Origin of the sequence: Kribbella sp. NPDC056951, from assembly GCF_042674205.1 — a bacterium.
GTDB lineage: Bacteria > Actinomycetota > Actinomycetes > Propionibacteriales > Kribbellaceae > Kribbella > Kribbella yunnanensis.
Genome location: NZ_JBHUQZ010000003.1, coordinates 453,760 through 471,111 on the forward strand (window position 1 = coordinate 453,760; position 17,352 = coordinate 471,111).

19 protein-coding genes are annotated in these 17,352 nt (G+C 66.4%); 10 read left to right on the forward strand and 9 right to left on the reverse strand.

Going from position 1 to position 17,352, the window contains the following annotated elements; genetic code table 11:
* Positions 1 to 13: 13 nt before the first annotated feature.
* Positions 14 to 640 (reverse strand): TetR/AcrR family transcriptional regulator, encoded by a 627-nt coding sequence (locus ACFTSF_RS15065; protein ID WP_344144987.1) that lies wholly within the window; start codon positions 638 to 640, stop codon positions 14 to 16.
* A gap of 72 nt (positions 641 to 712) precedes the next feature.
* Here ACFTSF_RS15065 and ACFTSF_RS15070 point away from each other — a divergent pair, with 72 nt between their 5' ends.
* The gene (locus ACFTSF_RS15070) at positions 713 to 1,099 is read left to right on the forward strand and encodes a Dabb family protein (protein WP_344144989.1); all 387 of its coding nucleotides are present in this window, start codon (positions 713 to 715) and stop codon (positions 1,097 to 1,099) included.
* On the opposite strand, the gene ACFTSF_RS15075 is transcribed toward ACFTSF_RS15070, so the two are convergent.
* Positions 1,085 to 2,167: a hypothetical protein gene (locus ACFTSF_RS15075; protein WP_380154318.1), complete on the reverse strand. Its 1,083-nt coding sequence runs from the start codon at positions 2,165 to 2,167 to the stop codon at positions 1,085 to 1,087. The genes ACFTSF_RS15070 and ACFTSF_RS15075 overlap by 15 nt on opposite strands.
* A gap of 82 nt (positions 2,168 to 2,249) precedes the next feature.
* On the opposite strand from ACFTSF_RS15075, the gene ACFTSF_RS15080 reads away from it, so the two are divergent.
* Together ACFTSF_RS15080 and ACFTSF_RS15085 are read left to right on the forward strand one after the other, a co-directional pair.
* Positions 2,250 to 2,699, forward strand: coding sequence for a MarR family winged helix-turn-helix transcriptional regulator (locus ACFTSF_RS15080; RefSeq protein WP_132405525.1), 450 nt, complete (start codon positions 2,250 to 2,252; stop codon positions 2,697 to 2,699).
* Positions 2,696 to 4,030: an MFS transporter gene (locus tag ACFTSF_RS15085; protein ID WP_380154319.1), complete on the forward strand. Its 1,335-nt coding sequence runs from the start codon at positions 2,696 to 2,698 to the stop codon at positions 4,028 to 4,030. Before ACFTSF_RS15080 ends, ACFTSF_RS15085 begins: the two co-directional genes overlap by 4 nt.
* Positions 4,031 to 4,077: 47 nt before the next feature.
* Here the strand turns inward: ACFTSF_RS15085 and ACFTSF_RS15090 are convergent, their stop codons facing one another.
* Together ACFTSF_RS15090 and ACFTSF_RS15095 are read right to left on the reverse strand one after the other, a co-directional pair.
* Positions 4,078 to 4,725 (reverse strand): DUF4429 domain-containing protein, encoded by a 648-nt coding sequence (locus tag ACFTSF_RS15090; protein ID WP_380154320.1) that lies wholly within the window; start codon positions 4,723 to 4,725, stop codon positions 4,078 to 4,080.
* Between the two features lie 2 nt (positions 4,726 to 4,727).
* Entirely contained in the window at positions 4,728 to 5,474 is a 747-nt protein-coding gene (locus tag ACFTSF_RS15095; protein WP_380154321.1) for a DUF4429 domain-containing protein, read from the reverse strand.
* A gap of 56 nt (positions 5,475 to 5,530) precedes the next feature.
* On the opposite strand from ACFTSF_RS15095, the gene ACFTSF_RS15100 reads away from it, so the two are divergent.
* The gene (locus ACFTSF_RS15100; RefSeq protein ID WP_380154322.1) at positions 5,531 to 6,934 is read left to right on the forward strand and encodes a mycothione reductase; all 1,404 of its coding nucleotides are present in this window, start codon (positions 5,531 to 5,533) and stop codon (positions 6,932 to 6,934) included.
* Between the two features lie 90 nt (positions 6,935 to 7,024).
* Complete coding sequence (locus ACFTSF_RS15105; RefSeq protein ID WP_380154323.1) at positions 7,025 to 7,492, forward strand: hypothetical protein; 468 nt, start codon at positions 7,025 to 7,027, stop codon at positions 7,490 to 7,492.
* Between the two features lie 6 nt (positions 7,493 to 7,498).
* Here the strand turns inward: ACFTSF_RS15105 and ACFTSF_RS15110 are convergent, their stop codons facing one another.
* Positions 7,499 to 8,938, reverse strand: coding sequence for an LLM class flavin-dependent oxidoreductase (locus ACFTSF_RS15110; protein WP_380154324.1), 1,440 nt, complete (start codon positions 8,936 to 8,938; stop codon positions 7,499 to 7,501).
* Positions 8,939 to 8,959: 21 nt separating this feature from the next.
* Between ACFTSF_RS15110 and thpR the strand changes: the two genes are divergently transcribed.
* The 5 genes from thpR to ACFTSF_RS15135 are packed head-to-tail and all read left to right on the forward strand — an operon-like array spanning position 8,960 to position 13,686.
* On the forward strand, positions 8,960 to 9,523 hold the full coding sequence (gene thpR / locus ACFTSF_RS15115) for an RNA 2',3'-cyclic phosphodiesterase (RefSeq protein ID WP_380154325.1): 564 nt from the start codon (positions 8,960 to 8,962) through the stop codon (positions 9,521 to 9,523).
* Between the two features lie 58 nt (positions 9,524 to 9,581).
* Positions 9,582 to 10,424, forward strand: coding sequence for an iron uptake transporter permease EfeU (gene efeU, locus ACFTSF_RS15120; protein ID WP_380154326.1), 843 nt, complete (start codon positions 9,582 to 9,584; stop codon positions 10,422 to 10,424).
* A complete protein-coding gene (gene efeO, locus ACFTSF_RS15125; RefSeq protein ID WP_380154327.1) occupies positions 10,402 to 11,541 on the forward strand; it encodes an iron uptake system protein EfeO in 1,140 nt (379 codons plus the stop codon). Before efeU ends, efeO begins: the two co-directional genes overlap by 23 nt.
* Positions 11,538 to 12,800 carry an iron uptake transporter deferrochelatase/peroxidase subunit gene (gene efeB, locus ACFTSF_RS15130; protein ID WP_344145011.1) on the forward strand — a complete coding sequence of 421 codons (1,263 nt, stop codon included), beginning with the start codon at positions 11,538 to 11,540 and terminating at the stop codon, positions 12,798 to 12,800. The genes efeO and efeB overlap by 4 nt, the downstream gene beginning before the upstream one ends.
* 25 nt (positions 12,801 to 12,825) lie before the next feature.
* A complete protein-coding gene (locus ACFTSF_RS15135; RefSeq protein ID WP_380154328.1) occupies positions 12,826 to 13,686 on the forward strand; it encodes a hypothetical protein in 861 nt (286 codons plus the stop codon).
* Here the strand turns inward: ACFTSF_RS15135 and ACFTSF_RS15140 are convergent.
* The 4 genes from ACFTSF_RS15140 to ACFTSF_RS15155 are packed head-to-tail and all read right to left on the reverse strand — an operon-like array spanning position 13,683 to position 17,265.
* Positions 13,683 to 14,123 carry a MaoC family dehydratase gene (locus ACFTSF_RS15140; protein ID WP_344145015.1) on the reverse strand — a complete coding sequence of 147 codons (441 nt, stop codon included), beginning with the start codon at positions 14,121 to 14,123 and terminating at the stop codon, positions 13,683 to 13,685. The genes ACFTSF_RS15135 and ACFTSF_RS15140 overlap by 4 nt on opposite strands.
* Positions 14,124 to 14,148: 25 nt before the next feature.
* Positions 14,149 to 14,988, reverse strand: coding sequence for a carbohydrate ABC transporter permease (locus ACFTSF_RS15145; protein WP_344145017.1), 840 nt, complete (start codon positions 14,986 to 14,988; stop codon positions 14,149 to 14,151).
* The gene (locus ACFTSF_RS15150) at positions 14,981 to 15,952 is read right to left on the reverse strand and encodes a carbohydrate ABC transporter permease (protein ID WP_380154329.1); all 972 of its coding nucleotides are present in this window, start codon (positions 15,950 to 15,952) and stop codon (positions 14,981 to 14,983) included. The genes ACFTSF_RS15145 and ACFTSF_RS15150 overlap by 8 nt, the downstream gene beginning before the upstream one ends.
* Positions 15,952 to 17,265, reverse strand: a complete 1,314-nt coding sequence (locus tag ACFTSF_RS15155; RefSeq protein WP_380154330.1) for an ABC transporter substrate-binding protein — start codon at positions 17,263 to 17,265, stop codon at positions 15,952 to 15,954. Before ACFTSF_RS15155 ends, ACFTSF_RS15150 begins: the two co-directional genes overlap by 1 nt.
* Between the last annotated feature and the right edge of the window lie 87 nt (positions 17,266 to 17,352).

Below are 17,352 nucleotides of genomic sequence, written 5' to 3' on the forward strand. Positions count from 1 at the left end.
AGCCTGAGCGTAGTTATTGGTTGCCGAAGGCACGCAGAAACGTCTGTACGGCGTTCTGCGTGACCTCGGCGATCTCGTCCGCGGGGACCTCGCGGCTGCCGAGTCGGGACCGTGTCTCCAGCGGACCGGTGAGCAGCGCGCCGAACTGTTCCGCAGCGACCGCCGGGTCGGCAATGCGCAAATGCCCAGCGAGCGCGAGCCGGGCGAACCGATCGGCGAGAGCCTCGTTCACCTTGTCGGTGGCGCGTTCGCGGACGACGTCCTGTAGGTCGGGGAGATTCTTGATCTCGGCCTGCAGCAGCCGCCGGCACGCCTGCGACCGCTCATCGCAGTAGCACTCGGCCAGCTGCAGCCCAGCCCTGCCTAGGACCGCGGCCAGATCCTCTGAGCCGGCCGGCAGCCGCAGCAGCTCCACCGCGGCGAGATTGCGCGCGAGAGCGTCGTCGGCGAGCGCGGCGATCGCCGCGCGGAACAAGCTCTCCTTGTCGCCGAAGTGGTTGTAGATCGTGTGCTTGGCGACTCCCGCCGTCGCGGCGACGGTGTCCACGCTCGCCGGCCGGTACCCGTCCCGCGCGAACACGGCGAAGGCCGCATCGAGGATCGCCTGCCGCTTGTCGATCCGTCCCCTGGTCGCTGTCACCGGGCCAGCCTAGCGATGAACCGAGCAGTGCGCTAAATTGCACTCATCAGTGCAACCAGGTGAGGAGAGACGATGTTCGTCAATGTGCTGCGCTTCCGGTTCAAGGACGGTGTGACGGCCGCGGAACAGACCGAGGTGCTCGCGGTGATGCGGCGTACCGCGACGCTGGAGTCGACCGTGGTCGGGGTGGTCGGCGCGGATCTGGGGGATCCCGCCGACGGATTCACCCATGCCTACCTGGCGGTGATCCCGGACCTCGAGGCGTTCAAGCGCTACACCTGGGATCCGGTGCATCTGTCCGGCGACGACCTGATCATGGACAAGCTGGAGAAGATGAGCGCGGTCCGGATCAGCGATGACGACCCGGCGGTCGGCCAGGCCATGTACGCCGAGGTCGCGGCCAAGCGGGCGAAGTTCCCGGAGTGGTCGAAGCGTGTCGGCGAGCTATTCGGGGAGTAGGCGGCGCCGGAGCTCCAGGTAGTCGGCCCGAGCTGTGAACAGTGAGCGCAGCTCGGCGCTGACGTTGTCCAGGAACTCTTCCCGGTACGACGAATCGGTCAGCAATGCGATCGAGTAGTAGAGCCCGGTGAAGTTGGCGATGCCGATGGCAACCTTCACCAGACTCGCGGTGAGCAACAGTTTGTGGCCCAGCAGGGGCAGTTCGGCGGACCAAGAACCCGGCTGTACGCCCCACGCTTCGTAGATCTTCGCGTTGATCCCGATCATGCCGAAGGCAACGAAGAACAGGCCGACCCCGGTGCTCACGACCAGTGCCTGCACCCATTGCCGGATCACCAGGTTGACGCTCAGGTTCAGCCGCTGCACTCGCCGTAGCGGCGGATCCGATTTCACGTCGGCCTCGATTGCGTCCAGTTCCTTCGGGAGCCGGACCATCAGGAACAGCGTGCTCAGCAATGTGAACGCGAGCACCGACAGCACGATGAACGCCACCGGCATCCCGGCGAACACCTGCCACATCTCGGTGTTGATGAACAGCACCAGCGAGAACACCAGCAGTAGCGGCAACGCCCGGATCAGGCTGGTCAGCGAGTTCGCCAGCTCGCCGACGATCCGCCGCAGACTCCAGTACGTCGTCGCGATCAGCCCGTAGCCGACCACGACGTACACGGCACCGACGAGCAACAGGTTGCCGACGGCAATCCCGAAGAACTGCGGCCACCTGTAGTCGGGGTAGAGCGGGAACAACGCCGGCAGCATCACGAAGACCGCCAGTTCCGGAAGGCCGAAGCGGGTCGGCAACGACCAGAAGGGTCGGCCCCGCAACCAGTTGAGCACCCCGAACGCGCCGACCAGGATGGCCAGTCCCACGGCGGCTGCCAGGATGTTCTTCCACCACCTCCACTCCAGCTGCGTCGCGCCGAGCATCTCGGCCAGGAACACCAGCGTCAGCAGCGGCGCGGCTCGGTTGAAGATGTCGTGCGTCGGCGAGAAGTCCTCGATGAACAGCGGCAGTCCAGCCCGCCGGAACCGCTGTTCGTACCGGACCAGCTCCCGAGGCGTCCCCATGCGAACGAACTCTAGACCACCGGGAATACCAGCAGGCGAAAACCCGTTTTCGTTAGCAAAGGTAATGAGTTAAGGTAAAGGTATGCCGGAAGTCGTAGCGCAGCAGGTGAAGAGTGACGTGGGGCTCGTGAGTGCCCTGCGGTCGTCCACATTGCGGTTGTCGCGGCAGATCCGGCGTCAGCGCGAGCCCGGTCACGACCTGACCGCGAACCAGCTCGGCGTCCTCGGCGCGTTGTCGAAGCACGAGCTGATGACGATCGGCGAGCTGGCCGCCCACGAGCAGGTGAAGCCGCCGTCGATGACGCGGATCGTGTCGAACATGGAGGAGGCCGGGCTCGTCGTCCGGCGTCCGCACCCGACCGACAAGCGCCAGGTCACCGTGGAGCTGACCGGCAAGGCCGACGAGCTGATCCTTGCCAACCGCAAGCGCCGCGACGAGTGGCTGCACGCGAAGCTCAAACAACTGACCCCTGAGGAGCGCGACATCCTGCGTAAGGCAGCACCTGTTCTCGAGCGGCTGGCGGCCAAGTGAGCCCCACTTTCCGCGCCTTCCACGTCCGCAACTTCCGGTTATATGCCACCGGAGCGATCGTCTCGAACGTCGGCACCTGGATGCAGCGCGTCGCGCAGGACTGGCTGGTCCTCGAGGTCACCCACTCCGGTACGGCGCTCGGTATCGTCACCGGCCTGCAGTTCGCCCCCGCCCTCCTGCTCGGCCCGTACGCCGGCCTGGTCGCCGACCGCTTCCCCAAGCGCAAGCTCCTCCAGATCACCCAGGTGTGGATGGCGATCGCGGCCCTCACCCTGGGCACCCTGACCGTCACCGGTCTGGTCGAGCCGTGGCACGTCTTCGTGATCGCCTTCCTCTTCGGGATCGGTACGGCGTTCGACGCGCCGGCCCGCCAGGCGTTCGTGGTCGAGATGGTCGGCCGCGACGACCTGTCCAACGCGGTCGGGCTGAACTCGGCCTCCTTCAACGCCGCCCGCCTGATCGGTCCCGGTCTGGCCGGCCTGCTGATCCACTGGATCGGCACCGGCCCGGTCATTATCGTCAACGGGCTGAGCTACGCCGCGGTGATCCTGTCGCTGCGCCTGATGCGCACGTCCGAGCTGCACACGCCGAAGGTCGCTGCCCGCGACAAGGGGATGATCCGCGACGGCATGCGCTACCTGTGGCGCCGCCCGGATCTGATGATGGTCCTGGTCACGGTGGCCTTCGCCGGCATGTTCGGCCTGAACTTCCAGCTCACGTCGGCCCTGATGGCGGTCGAGGCGTTCCACAAGGGCGCGGGGGAGTACGGGATTCTCGGCTCGGTCCTCGCGATCGGTTCGCTGTCGGGCGCGCTACTGGCCGCCCGCCGGGTGCGGATCCGCGCCCGGATGGTGATCGGCGCGGCGATCGCGTTCGGCCTGCTCGAGGTCGTGAGCGCGGTCATGCCGACGTACCTGACCTTCGCGTTGGTCCTGCCGCTGGTCGGCCTGGCCTCGCTGACCATGCTGACGACCGCGAACGCGACCATGCAGCTCAGCATCGAGCCGACCATGCGCGGCCGGGTGATGGCGCTCTACATGACCGTTCTGATGGGCGGTACGACGATCGGTTCGCCGCTGATCGGTTTCGTCGGGCAGGAGCTCGGCGCCCGCTACTCGCTGATCGTCGGCGGCGGCCTGACCGCGCTCGGCGCGATCGGATCGGTGCTGTACTTCTCGCACCGCCGCGGCCTGTCGATCCGCCCGCGGCTGCTACCCCGCCCCCGCCTGGAGATCCTTCCGCAGTCCGAGCTGCTGGCGGACAAAGCCGTAGTGGACGTCCCGCAGGCTGTTGGGGCGAAGGAGCCGGCCCCCGACCCGCGCGTCGCCTAACCCGCGTCGCCTGACCCCGCGTCGCCTCGCCCGCTTCCGGCCGCGAGCTACGGCTGCACGCGGGTGAGCAGTCGAGCCGCGAAGAACAGCGCGTCGAGCTCACCCTCCGGAGTGATCCGCACGGCCGCCGGATCGTGTTTCGGCTTCGGGCGGTCGAGCGGCGTCTGCGCCGTACCGACCCGAACGAAGCCAGCGTGCCGCCCGGCGCGCGGTACCCACTCGACATCGAGGATGTCCGTCAGCGGCACCGACCGCGGGTTGCCATCTGCTTTCTTCCGTCGGGTCGCCGACCGCGGATAGGCGAACATCAGCAGTCCTTGCGCCACCGCGACGGTCGCGTCCTTCCCCTCCAGCGCATCGGCCGCCGGCGGGGTGGCGACCAGCCACCGCGTCGCCGCAGTCTCCGGTACGGCGCGCCGCGCACGGGCGATCCGGATCTCGGACGCGAGCCGCTCGGCCGCCGCGAGATCGTCGACCTCGAAGTGGTAGATCGACTCGAACGAACCGCCGGTCACGCTCAGCAGGGGGTCGGCGTGCTCCCGCAGTTCGAGGCGAAGATCGCCCGACACCTCGACACCGCGCAACGCCTCGACCGGGATGACGCGCTCACCCAGTCGGGGTGAGGCGTCGTACTGGACCCGGATCGTGCCGGTGCCGTCCCACTCGAGTACGCCGTGGTTGGTCTGCAGCAGCATGTTCACCAGTTGATCAGGGACCGCAACTTCGCGCCGAAGAACAGCGCGTCGGTCTCGGCCAGCGGGTCGGTGATCAGGGTCTCGGGGTCGTCGACGGCCTTCGGCCGCTCGGTCGGGGTGTGCGTGCTGGTGATCCGCAGGTAGCCGTTGCTGCCCCACATGTTCGTGATCGGCGCCCACTCGACCGCGCGGACCTCGGCAAGCGGCAGCCGCCACGGATCGCCGTACGACTTCTTCGCCTTCGACGCGCCGAAGCCGTAGTCGAAGACCAGGTCCGAACCTTCGAGGGCGAGTTTGACGAGCTGACCCTTGATCCGGTCCGGTGCCGGTGGTGGCTCGACCAGCCAGCGGTCGGCCGGTCCGGGCGGCACCTGGTGCAGGGCGATCGACGTACGGATCTCCTGGGCGTAGTAGTCCGCGAGCAGCCACTGGTCACTGTCGAAATCGAACCGGTAGGGGTCGATCAGCTCGTCCAGCTGCCCACCGGCCACGGTCAGCAACGGGTCGGCGCGGTCGCGCAGCAGCAACCGGATGGTCGGGTCCTCGGTGCCACCCGGCATCACCAGATCGACGCCGGTCAGCGCCTCGACCGGGATCGTCCGGTGCCCGAGCTTCTTCAGCACCATCTTGGTCAGCGTGCTCTTCTGCTTGATCCAGGCGCCCTCGTACCGGAGCTGGACGGTGCCCAGCCCGTCCCAGACCAGGACCGCGTTCCGCCCGCGCAGTTCGTCGCCGCTCAACGCCTCCACAGGACACCATCCTGGACGCCGCCGGGGTCAGTTGGAGGTCAGACACATAATGGGGTGTGACCCATTACGATCTCGTCGTCATCGGTACCGGCTCCGGCAACACGATCGTGAACCACCGGTTCGCGGACTGGAAGGTGGCGATCGTCGAGCGCGGTGTCTTCGGCGGTACCTGCCTGAACAAGGGCTGCATCCCGACCAAGATGTTCGTGCACACCGCGGATGTCGCGGCTACACCGGCCGGGAGCGCGCGGTACGGCGTCGACGAGGAACTGATCGGGGTTCGCTGGCCCGAGGTGCGGGACCGGATCTTCGGCCGGATCGACCCGATCTCCGGGGCCGGCTCGGAGTACCGGCACCACAACGCGGAGAACGCGAACGTCACCATGTACGACGGCACCGGCCGGTTCACCGGGGTCAAGGAGCTGACGGTCGACGGCAAGGACGGGCAGACCAGCGTCCTGACCGGGGACCGATTCGTGCTGGCCGCCGGCAGCCGGCCGATCCTGCCGCCGATCCCGGGCCTCGAGGAGACCGGGTACCACACCTCGGACACGATCATGCGGCTCGAGGAACTGCCGCGCCGGCTCGCGATCCTCGGCGGCGGTTTCGTCGCGGCGGAGTTCGCGCACGTGTTCGCGTCGTTCGGGGTCGAGGTCACGCTGATCGCGCGGTCCGAGCGGCTGCTGCGGCTGGAGGACACCGACATCTCCGAGCGCTACACCGAGATCGCGCAGGACAAGTACGACGTACGCCTGAACCACGAGACGATCCGCGTCGCCCGCCGTCCCGACGGCTCGATCCTGCTCGGGATGCTCTGCCCCGACGGCGCCGAAGAGGTCATCGTCGACGAACTCCTGGTCGCCGTCGGCCGCACCCCGAACGCCGACCTGATGAACCTCGAGGCCACCGGCGTAGAGGTCGACCACGAGGGCCGTGTAGTGGTCGACGACTACATGCAGACCGCCGTCGACGGTATCTACGCCCTCGGCGACGTCACCTCGCCGCTCCAGCTCAAGCACGTCGCCAACCACGAGGCCCGAGTGGTGAAGCACAACCTCCTGAACCCTGACGACCGGATCCAGGCCGACCACCGCTTCGTCCCGCACGCAGTCTTCAGCTCACCCCAGATCGCCGCCGTAGGCCTCACCGAGAAGGAAGCCCAGGACCAGGGCATCGACTACGTCACCAGCACCCAGAAGTACGCCGACATCGCCTACGGCTGGGCCATGGAAGACACCACCGGCTTCGCCAAACTCCTCGCCGACCCCACCACCGGCCAACTCCTCGGCGCCCACATCATGGGCCCCCAGGCTCCCACCGTCATCCAGCCCCTGATCCAAGCCATGTCCTTCGGCCTGGGCGCCTACGAAATGGCCCGCAACCAGTACTGGATCCACCCCGCCATGCCCGAACTCATCGAAAACGCCCTCCTAGGCCTCCCCCTAAAACCCAAGAACTAGCCGGGGTTTGCGTTCTGGCGCAATACGTGGATCTCCCGGTGGTTCGGTAGTTACGGTCATGACCGAATCAACTGCTACCGAGGAGGTCGGATGCGAGTCAGGGGAATCGGGAAGCGTTTGGGTGCGGTGGTTGCGGCGATGATCGCGGCTGTGGCGCTGGTGCCGATGGCGGCGGGGCCGGCGCAGGCTGGGGCCAACGGGACGACTGGGTGGACACCGCAGCTCAGCTGGATGGATTCACAGGAGTTCGTCTGGCGGAACATACCGACGAGCAATCGGGACAAGAAGCTGAGTGACTGTGCGATTGCCAATGGAATCGCCTGTGTGGCGGTGGGGCAGGGGGATGGGAGGCACAGCATCTTCCATCTGTTCAGGTGCGGTGATCGGACGTTGGCGAACTTCATCGACGCGCTCGTGGTCAAGAACCATCAGACCGGTGGTGTCCCGGTTCGTTTCTGGGGTCCCAACACGTACCGGGAGATTCCTGCCCACCCCACGACACTCTGGGGGGTCCCGAACTCAGAGACGTACGACTTCGACCACATCAGGGTCTGCTGAATCCACTTACTGACGGAAGGCTGTGACGACGCGGGCGAGGTCGTCCAGGGAGTCGAAGTCGGGGACGCTGATGACTGCCTCAGTGACTCCGGCTTCGGCCAGTTCACGGAAGCGGCCGATCTGGTCGTCGACTGTGCCGGCGTTGACTGTTGCGGCGTAGCGGGCCGGGTTCTGGTTGCGTGGTCGCAACCGTTCGACCAGGGCGTCCACGTCGTCGCCCACCAAGGTGGTCGACAGATGGGTGATCTCGACCGGGCGATCCGTCAACGAACGCACGTACGCCGCTCGCTCGCGCACCGCCGCGACATCGCCGAACACGTTGACTGCATCGGCGTACTTCGATGCCAAGCGCAACGTTCTTCGTCCACTACCGCCAACCAGCAAAGGCAATCGCTCCTGCAGTGGCCGTGGATAGCAAGTCGTGTCCGGTATGTCGAGCACGCGGCCGTGGAACGGTTTGTTGCCTGGTCCCCACAACACCGGTAGCAACTGCAGCGCATCTTCCAGCAGCGCATATCGATCGGCGACCGACGGAAACGGCCACCCGTAAGCCTTGTGCTCGGCCTCGAACCACGCCAACCCGACACCACACACCGCACGCCCACCGCTCAGTACGTCGAGAGTCGCGGCAATCTTCCCCAGGTGAGCGACATTGCGGTACGTGATCCCGGAGACCAGCGTTCCGAGCCGGACTCGCGTCGTACAAGCCGCTAGGTAACCAAGTGTCGTCCAGCTCTCCAGGAAGTCGTCCCACGCACGACCCACCTGCGGGATCTGCCGGAAGTGATCCATCACGTAGATCGCATCGAACCCAGCAGTCTCAGCCCGCGAGGCCACCTCCCTGACCCACGACCCCAGCCCTGCCCGACCACCCTCGAAGCGGCTCACCTGCAACCCGAACCGCAACCCGACCGGCGCCGAGTCCTGCCGAGCAACCGCAGTATCCGCTGCGGCAAACGCTGACGGTACGACGCGAACCGCGACAGGCTCCAGGATGTCGTCGTACCCCTCATCCGGCAGCTCTTTCTTCGCCACACCCCAAGTCCGAAGCTGCCCGGTGAGCACATCGGCCGGAATCCGTTTGGACCTCGAGCGATTCCGCCGCCGGCACTCGGCAGCGGGCGTGTCGAAAGCTACCGCCACACAAGGCATCCCGGCCTCGCGAGCCTGCCGTAACCACTCCAGCCGCCGCGCGCGGTCCAACCCGAGGGTGTCGATCACCGTCGTGAGGCCGCGTCCGATCCGTTGCGACACGACGGTCTCCAGCAGCGCGAAGGCGTCCGCGCTCGCCGCGAGGTCGTCCTCGCCGGCGCCGACCAGCGCCCGCAGGCGATCGCTCGACACGATGAGATCCGCGCTGAAGCGCTCTGCAGCCCAGGTCGACTTCCCGGCGGCGCCTGGGCCGACCAGGACCACCACGCACGGAGACGGCAGCCTGTGGTCCACAGCTCACCATAAACTTGCCGGATGCGATTGTTCGTGGCCGTTGTGCCACCCATCGAAGTTGTGGAGGATTTGAGCGAGTTCGTCGCACCGCGGCGGGAACATCCGGATGACGACATCCGATGGTCCGCGGGCGAGCACTGGCACATCACGCTGGCCTTCCTGGGCGACGTGCCGGAGTGGAAGACCGATGAGTTGGGGGAGCGGCTGGAGGCGGCCGCCAAGCGGCAGACGCCGTTCCCGTTGAGCCTCAGAGGGGCCGGGGCGTTTCCCGGCGTACCGGATGCGCGCGTTTTGTATACGGGAGTCCGGGACGAAACGGATGCGCTGAAGCACCTGTCGAAGACGACCAGAGCTGCGGCAAATCATTCCGGGGTGACAGTGGACGGGCGGAAGTTCGTGCCGCACCTGACGCTGGCGCGGTTCCGCCGGCCGATGGATGTCACACGCTGGGTAAGGGTCTTCGATACCTACAGTGGCGCCGAGTGGACGGCCGGAAGTCTGCAGTTGATCGAGTCGCGATTGGGTGAGGGCGTGGGCCGGAGTGCGGCGTACGCCACAGTGGGCGAATGGGAATTCTTAGGTTAACCTCAGGAAGGTTAGCCATTCCTAAGGTAGGGCCAAGAATCCCGGGGAGTATTCCGCCATGCTCGCGAACTACCTGATCGGCCTGCGTGAGGGCCTTGAGGCGTCGCTGGTCGTCAGCATCCTCGCCACCTTCCTGGTCAGGTCAGGACATCGCGACCGGCTGAAACTGGTCTGGATCGGAGTCGGCGCGGCACTGGCCGTGGCAGCCGCCGCGTGGGGGTTGCTGCAGTTCGTGACCGCGCTGACCGCCCGGTCCTTCACCACCCAGGAGACCGTCGGCGGGATCATGTCGATCCTCGCCGTCGGCTTCATCACCTGGATGATCTTCTGGATGCGCAAGGCCGCGCGCAGTATCGCCAAGGAGTTGCGCGACCGGATGGGTCAGGCCCTCGCGATCGGCTCCCGGGCCGTCGTGATCCTGGCCTTCCTCGCGGTCTTCCGGGAGAGCATCGAGACCGCCTTCATCGTGTACGCGTCGGCCGCCACCGCGACCAACGCGGGCCCGTTCGTCGGCGTACTGCTCGGGCTCGCGACGGCCGTCGTACTCGGCGTGCTGATCTATCGCGGTGCGGTGAAGATCAACCTGGCGGTCTTCTTCCAGTGGACGGGCGCGGTGCTCGTCCTGGTCGCGGCCGGCATCTTCGCGTATGGCTTCCACGACCTGCAGGAGGCCAACATCCTGCCCGGCCTGCAGAACCTGGCGTTCGACATCTCGCACGTCATCCCGCCGGACAGCTGGTACGGCGTACTCCTCAAGGGCATCTTCAATTTCAACCCGGCGCCGACCGTGCTCGAGTCGATCGCCTGGCTGGCCTACCTGGTGCCCGTGCTGGTGCTCTACTTCCGTCCGGTTTCCTCATCACCTGTTCAGGAGAAGCATGTTCGCGTCCAAGGCTCATAAGGCCACTGTCGTCGGCGTCGTACTGGGGCTCGCCGCTCTCACCGCTTGTGCCGAGGACAAGCCCGCCGCGTCCGACGACGGCACCGGGCCGGTCACCGTCAAGGCGACCGACTCGGCGTGCGACCTGAGCCGTCGCGACGTGAAGTCGGGGACGAGCACCTTCTCGGTCTCCAACGGTGGCAGCAAGGTCACCGAGTTCTACGTGTACGCCGATGGTGACCGCGTGATGGGTGAGGTCGAGAACATCGGCCCGGGCCTGAAGCGCGATCTGATCGTGGAGTTGCCGACCGGCAAGTACCAGGCGGTCTGCAAGCCGGGCATGGTCGGCGACGGGATCCGCGGCGAGCTGAACGTGGCCGGTGACGCGCCCGCGCAGGTGGACGAGGACACCCTGCTCAAGCAGGCCACCGAGAGCTACCAGCGGTACGTGAACTCGCAGGCGGTCGCTCTGGAGCAGAAGACCACCGAGTTCGTGGACGCGGTGAAGGCCGGTGACGTGGCCAAGGCGAAGGCGCTCTTCCCGGTGTCGCGGACCTACTGGGAGCGGATCGAGCCGGTCGCGGAGTCGTTCGGTGACCTGGACCCGAAGATCGATGCCCGGGTCAACGATGTCGAGCCCGGTACCGAGTGGACCGGGTACCACCGGATCGAGCAGGCGCTGTGGGAGAAGAACACCACGGCCGGGATGGCGAAGTACGCCGACCAGCTGCTCGTCGACGTGAAAACCGTTGTGTCCAAGGCGAAAACCGTGAAGCTCAACCCGCTGCAGCTCGCGAACGGCGCCAAGGAGCTGCTCGACGAAGTTGCCACCGGCAAGATCACCGGTGAGGAGGACCGCTACTCGCACACCGACCTGTGGGACTTCCAGGCCAACGTCGAGGGCTCGCAGGCGGCGATCCAGGCGCTCCGTCCGGCCCTGCAGAAGCGCGACCCCGCGCTCGTCACGGCGCTGGACACCAACTTCAAGGCCGTCTACGCGGCGGTCGACAAGTACCGCGACGGTGACGGCTTCAAGCCCTACAACGTGTCCGAGGCGGAGAAGAAGGAGTTGGGCCGGGTAGTCGACGGTCTGGCCGAGCCGGTCTCCAAGGTTGCCGGAGTGATTGCGAAGAAATGACGACTGAAGACGCTCCCCGTAAGGGCATCTCCCGCCGCGGCCTGTTCGGCGCCGCGGGAGCCGCGGTCGCGACCGGCGTCGCCGGGTACGCCGTACATTCGGCGCTGTCCGGCGAGGAGTCGCAGGCCGCCGACAACACCGGCCCGGTCGAGTTCCACGGACCGCATCAGGCGGGGATCGTCACCGCCGCGCAGGACCGGTTGCACTTCGCCGCGTTCGACGTGACCACGACCAAGCGCGACGAGCTGATCGCGTTGCTGAAGGAGTGGACCGCCGCGGCCGCGCTGCTCACGGCCGGCCGCGACATCGGTCAGTACGGCGCTGTGAACGGCCCCGGCGAGGCTCCGCCGGAGGACACTGGCGAGGCGGTCGGCCTGCCGCCGGCCCGGCTCACGTTGACCATCGGGTTCGGGCCTTCGTTGTTCGACAAGCGGTTCGGGCTGGCGTCGAAGCGGCCCGCGGCGCTCGTCGACCTGCCCCACTTCATCGGCGACGACATCGAACCAGGCCGGTCGGGCGGCGACATCGCCGTACAGGCTTGTTCCGACGATCCGCAGGTGGCGGTGCACGCGATCCGCAACCTCGCCCGGATCGGGTTCGGCCGGGTCGCGGTGCGCTACTCGCAGCTGGGCTTCGGGCGGACGTCGTCGACCTCGCGGGCGCAGACGACTCCGCGGAACCTGTTCGGCTTCAAGGACGGCACCAACAACCTGAAGCTCGAGGACGCCGAGAAGCTCGAGCAGCAGGTCTGGGTCCAGCCCGAGGACGGCGCCGAGTGGATGGCCGGCGGCTCGTACCTGGTGTCGCGGCGGATCCGGATGAACATCGAGATCTGGGACCGTACGTCACTCGGTGAGCAGGAGACGATCATCGGTCGCGGCAAGGGCACCGGCGCCCCGCTCGGCAAGGCGGAGGAGTTCGACGCGATCGACTTCGTTGCCAAGGGCTCCGACGGCGAGGCGAAGATCCCGATGGACTCGCACGTCCGGCTCGCGCACCCGCAGTTCAACAACGGTGCGGAGCTGTTGCGGCGCGGCTACAACTTCGTCGACGGCTCGGATGGTCTAGGCCGGTTGGACGCCGGCCTGTTCTTCCTTGCCTACCAACGCGATCCGCGCAAACAGTTCATCCCGATCCAGACCCAGCTCGCCCGCACCGACACCCTGAACGAGTACATCCATCACGTCGGGTCCGGCATCTTCGCATGTCCCGGTGGTGTCACACCTGGCTCGTACTGGGGCGAGAAGCTCTTCGCCTGAACCACCGGTTCACTACATTGTGCCGGTGAGCAACCAGCAGCCGCCGTACGGCCAGCCCCCACAGCAGCCTTACGGCCAGCAGCCGCAGTACCAGGGTCAACCGCCGTACGGGCAGCAGCAGTACGGCGGTTACCCGCCCCCGCCGCCCCCGCCGTCCGGGAGCAACAAGACGATCCTGATCGTGTTCACCGTAGTAGTCGTCATGGTCGTCCTCGGCGCCGGCATCTTCGTCGTCAGCCGCTTCACCGGCGGCTCCGATGACACCGCCACCACCCAGCCGTCCCCGTCGACGTCCCAAGAGCCGACGAACGACGCCCCCACCGACCCCAGCGCCACCCCGTCGGACCCAAGCGACACCCCCACCGCACCCGTCAGCACGCCGTCCGCTGGGGCGCAGCCCTGTCGCGGCTGCATGGCGGGGATCACGGTCAACGGAAGCATCAAGGCGCTCAAGGCCAAGGGCTACGTGTGCAAGACCGACGGCTCCCGCGACATCCAGTGCTCCAAGGGCAACCTCGATGTGACGGTCTACCCCGACTACACGGAGAAGGCCTACGTCGAGCGCATCCAGGTGAGCGGCGGGTCGAGTGCCAAGGTGCAGGACTGCCCGCAATGCATCAGGGGCGCCGTCGCCGCACTGAAGCAGGGTCTGCCGAGCGTCCTGCCGTTGTTCATCCCGAGCGCATCCATCCGCAAGGAGCTGATCGCGTTCGCCGCGCTGGGGTCCGCTGTGCCGGCGTCCGGCCCGAGTGCGGTCAGAGAGCTCCCGATCGAGGGCAGCTATCGCGCCTCGACCCACGGCTATAGCGGGGCGACGGTCGGAAAGAACGGCAAGTACTCCTCGTACTACTCCACGTCCCTGTATGTCGACGGCTGGTCGGGCTAAGGCTTGGTGCGCAGGAGGTTCAGGACGATGCAGGAGAAGACCAGGGTGTTGTCCTGGTTGTAGAGCTCGGTGCGGGTCCGGACCAGGCCACGGTCCGGCTTGGAGCGGGAGCGGTCGGCCTCCAGGACCTCGGTGGTGAGGCGGAGGATGTCACCCGGGCGCACCGGGAGGTGCCAGCGCAGTTCGTCGACACCGGGGCCGCCGAGGCTCGCGACCTTGGACAGGTACTGGTCGGCGTACAGGCGCATCATCAGCCCTGCCGTGTGCCAGCCGCTGGCGATCAGGCCGTGATACGGCCCGTTCGCCGCGGCGGCCGGGTCCAGATGGAAGTACTGCGGGTCGAACCGCTGGGCGAATTCGATGATCTCCCCCTGGCCGACTACGACCCGTCCCGGATGTTCGGTACGGGTCCCCACCCTGTAATCCTCGAAGTACATACCCTCCAAGATACTGATCGCACAATTACTTGACTGCTCCCGCCGTCACACCGGCGACGAAGTGGCGTTGGGCAAGCAAAAAGCCGATCACGACCGGGATGCTGACGACGAGGGCCGCGGCCATGATCTGGTTCCAGTAGATGTTGGTCTGCGTCGAGTACTGACGCAGCCCGACCGACAGCGTGCGATTCGCCTCCGTCGTCATCACCGAGGCGAACAGAACCTCACCCCACGCGGTCATGAACGAGTAGATCGCGACCGCGATCACCCCCGGCCGCGCCGCCGGCAGGACGACCCGCCAGAGCGCGCCCATCGGCCCGCAGCCGTCGACCAGTGCCGCCTCGTCCAACTCCCGCGGAATGCTGTCGAAGTACCCGGCGAGCATCCAGATCGAGAACGGCAGGCTGAACGTCAGATACGTGATGATCAGCCCGAGCCGCGTCCCGACCAGCTGCAGCCCGAACTGGTTGTTGATGTTCACGAAGATCAGGAACAACGGCAGCAGGAACAGCACGCCGGGGAACATCTGCGTCGACAGCACCGTGGTGGTGAAGACCGTCCGCCCGCGGAACTTGAACCGCGACACCGCGAACGCGGCCAGGATCGCGAGTGCCACCGAGAACAGGGTCGCGACCACGGAGACGATCGTGGAGTTCACGAAGTACCTTGCCAGCGGCACCGTTTTCCACATGTCGATGAACGGCGCGATGGTCAGGTTCGACGGCCACCAGGTGAATGCGCCCTGGACGTCCTTGAGCGGTTTCAGCGACGACGTCACCATCACGTAGAGCGGGATTGTCACGAAGAGCCCGAGCACGACCAGTACGACGCCTCGGTAGATCTTGAAGCCCTTGGTCTCAAGCACGGCGAGTCTTCCTTCCCGTGACGAAGAGGTAGATGCCGGTGACAATCATCAGGAAGATCAGCAGCAGCACGGACATCGCGGCGCCGGAACCGAAGTTCCAGGTCAGGAACGACGCGTTGTAGATGTGGAAGGTGATCAGGTCACCGGCCGGCGGCTGCGCCGTACCGAACAGCACGTACGGCGTGTTGAAGTCGCTGAACGTCCACAGGAACAGCACGAGGACCAGCACCAGGTTGACCGGGCGCAACGCCGGGAGGGTGATGTTGCGCCACTGCCGCAGATTGCCCGCGCCGTCGACGGCCGCGGCCTCGTACTGGTCACGCGGAATGCTCTGCAGGCCGGCCATCAGGGTGAGGAACGCGAACGTCCACAGCTTCCAGGTGGCGACCGTGATCAGCGAGAACAGGGCGTTGCTCCCGATCAGCCAGAACGGCTTGCCATCGGCCCCTAATTGGGTCAGCACGTGGTTCACCGCACCGGTGTCGCGCTGCAGCATGAAGTTCCAGGTCAGGATCCCGGCGTACGCCGGAAGCGCGTAGGGGACCAGGAACAGCGTGCGGACGAGGCTCCGGCCCCGGAACGTCGGCTGCAGGGCGACCGCGGCCGCCATACCGAGAACCCAGGAGAGCGCGACCGTGACGAGCGAGAAGATCAGCGTGACGCCGAACGACTTCAGCAGTCCTTCGCCGACCGCGTTGTCGAAGTCCAGCGCGACCTTGTAGTTGTTGATCCCGGCGCTCGGAGCGGCCGACCAGTTCGCGATGAAGAACTTGGTCAGCTTGACGAAACTCATCCAGATCCCGACCAGCATCGGGATGATGTGGATGACGAGCTCCATCAGGACCGCCGGCGCCACCAGTGCGTAGGGCAACCAACGGCTCAGACCGGGGCGGTGTTCGGGGTTGGACTTGCGAGCCGGCGGCTTGGTGACCGCCGGCGTCGCTTCGTGGGTGGCGACCGACATCAGTTGCCTGCGGCCACTTGGTCCTCGGCCGTCTTCAGCGCGGCCTTCACCTCGTCGGCGCTGACCGTTCCACCGGTGGCGATCTTGGCGAACAGACCGTTCATCGCCTTACCGACAGTGCTCTCGAACTGGTCCTCGGCCGGTACCAGCGGCAGCGGCTTGGACTTGGTGTTGTAGATGTCCTGGAAGATCGCGGCCTCGGCGGCGTCGGTGGTGAACACCGGCTTGGCGTCCTTGAGCACCGGCAGCGACGAGAACGGCTTGCCCAGTGTGGTCTGGGTCTGCGCGTCCGTCATGTACTTGACGAACTTCAGCGCCGAGTCCTTGTGCTTGGTGTTCTTGAACACCGACAGGTTGATCCCGGCCACGTGGCTGGCCACCGGCTCGCCGCCGGCGGGCGCGGGGAACGGCACGACGCCGTACTCGCCGGCCTTCATGCCGTTGGCAACGATCGAGGAGTCGGCGTTGTTCTGGTTGATCACCATCGCGACCTTCTTGGTCGCGAAGTCGTTGACCGACTTGGTGCCGTTGTCGTACTGCGCGTTGGACGGGTTCGCGACCTTGTCCTTCTGCATCAGGTCGAGGTACCGCAGCACGCCCTGGACGTTGCCGTCACCGGTGAAGGTCGGCTTGCCGGAGGCATCGAACCAGTCCGCCTTGTTCTGCGCGGCGTTGATGAACGCGAAGTGCACGTTCTCGGTGTAGCTGCCGGCCGCGAGTGCCATGCCCCACTGGTTCTTCGCCGGGTTGGTCAGCTTCTGCGCCGCGGCGACCATCTCTTCCCAGGTCTTCGGCGGCTGCAGCCCGGCGGCCGCGAACATCGCCTTGTTGTAGTACAGGCCGTAGGCCAGACCGTAGAGCGGGACCGACGTGACGTCCTCGCCTGCCTTGCCGCCGGTCGCCAGAGCCGTCGGCACGAACTTGTCCTTACCCCCGATCGCGGTCATCGCGTCGTTGTCGAACGGCAGGAATGCGCCGGTCGCTTGCAGCGAAGCCGCCCAGGTGTTGCCGATGTTGACCACGTCCGGCGCCTGGCCGGAGGTGATCGCGGTCTGGATCCGCGTCTGCAGGTCGTTCCAGCCGATCACCTCGAGGTTGACCTTGATCCCGGTGTCCTTGGTGAACTGCTCCAGCACCGGGGTCAGGACCTGCTTGTCGTTGTCCAGGCTGGTGCCCTGGTTACTGGCCCAGTAGGTCAGGGTCTGATCCCCACCCGAGCCTCCGTCGGAGCCGGAATCCCCGCCTCCACAGGCGGCCAGGCTCACTCCCAGAGCGGTCGCCGCTACGGCGGCTACAAGCGAACGCAGTCTCACGTCGGACTCCTCGTCCTCGCGCGGTCATGATGTGCGCCCACTATGGCCCTAACCGGTTAAGTTTCGAAACCCTAACCGGTTCAGTTG

Coding starts and splice junctions, on each gene's coding strand:
- ACFTSF_RS15070 (WP_344144989.1), top strand. CDS start 713: ATGTTCGTCAATGTGCTGCGCTTCCGGTTCAAGGACGGTGTGACGGCC.
- ACFTSF_RS15075 (WP_380154318.1), bottom strand. CDS start 2,167: ATGGGGACGCCTCGGGAGCTGGTCCGGTACGAACAGCGGTTCCGGCGG.
- ACFTSF_RS15080 (WP_132405525.1), top strand. CDS start 2,250: ATGCCGGAAGTCGTAGCGCAGCAGGTGAAGAGTGACGTGGGGCTCGTG.
- ACFTSF_RS15090 (WP_380154320.1), bottom strand. CDS start 4,725: ATGCTGCTGCAGACCAACCACGGCGTACTCGAGTGGGACGGCACCGGC.
- ACFTSF_RS15105 (WP_380154323.1), top strand. CDS start 7,025: ATGCGAGTCAGGGGAATCGGGAAGCGTTTGGGTGCGGTGGTTGCGGCG.
- thpR (WP_380154325.1), top strand. CDS start 8,960: ATGCGATTGTTCGTGGCCGTTGTGCCACCCATCGAAGTTGTGGAGGAT.
- efeU (WP_380154326.1), top strand. CDS start 9,582: ATGCTCGCGAACTACCTGATCGGCCTGCGTGAGGGCCTTGAGGCGTCG.
- efeO (WP_380154327.1), top strand. CDS start 10,402: ATGTTCGCGTCCAAGGCTCATAAGGCCACTGTCGTCGGCGTCGTACTG.
- efeB (WP_344145011.1), top strand. CDS start 11,538: ATGACGACTGAAGACGCTCCCCGTAAGGGCATCTCCCGCCGCGGCCTG.
- ACFTSF_RS15140 (WP_344145015.1), bottom strand. CDS start 14,123: ATGTACTTCGAGGATTACAGGGTGGGGACCCGTACCGAACATCCGGGA.
- ACFTSF_RS15150 (WP_380154329.1), bottom strand. CDS start 15,952: ATGTCGGTCGCCACCCACGAAGCGACGCCGGCGGTCACCAAGCCGCCG.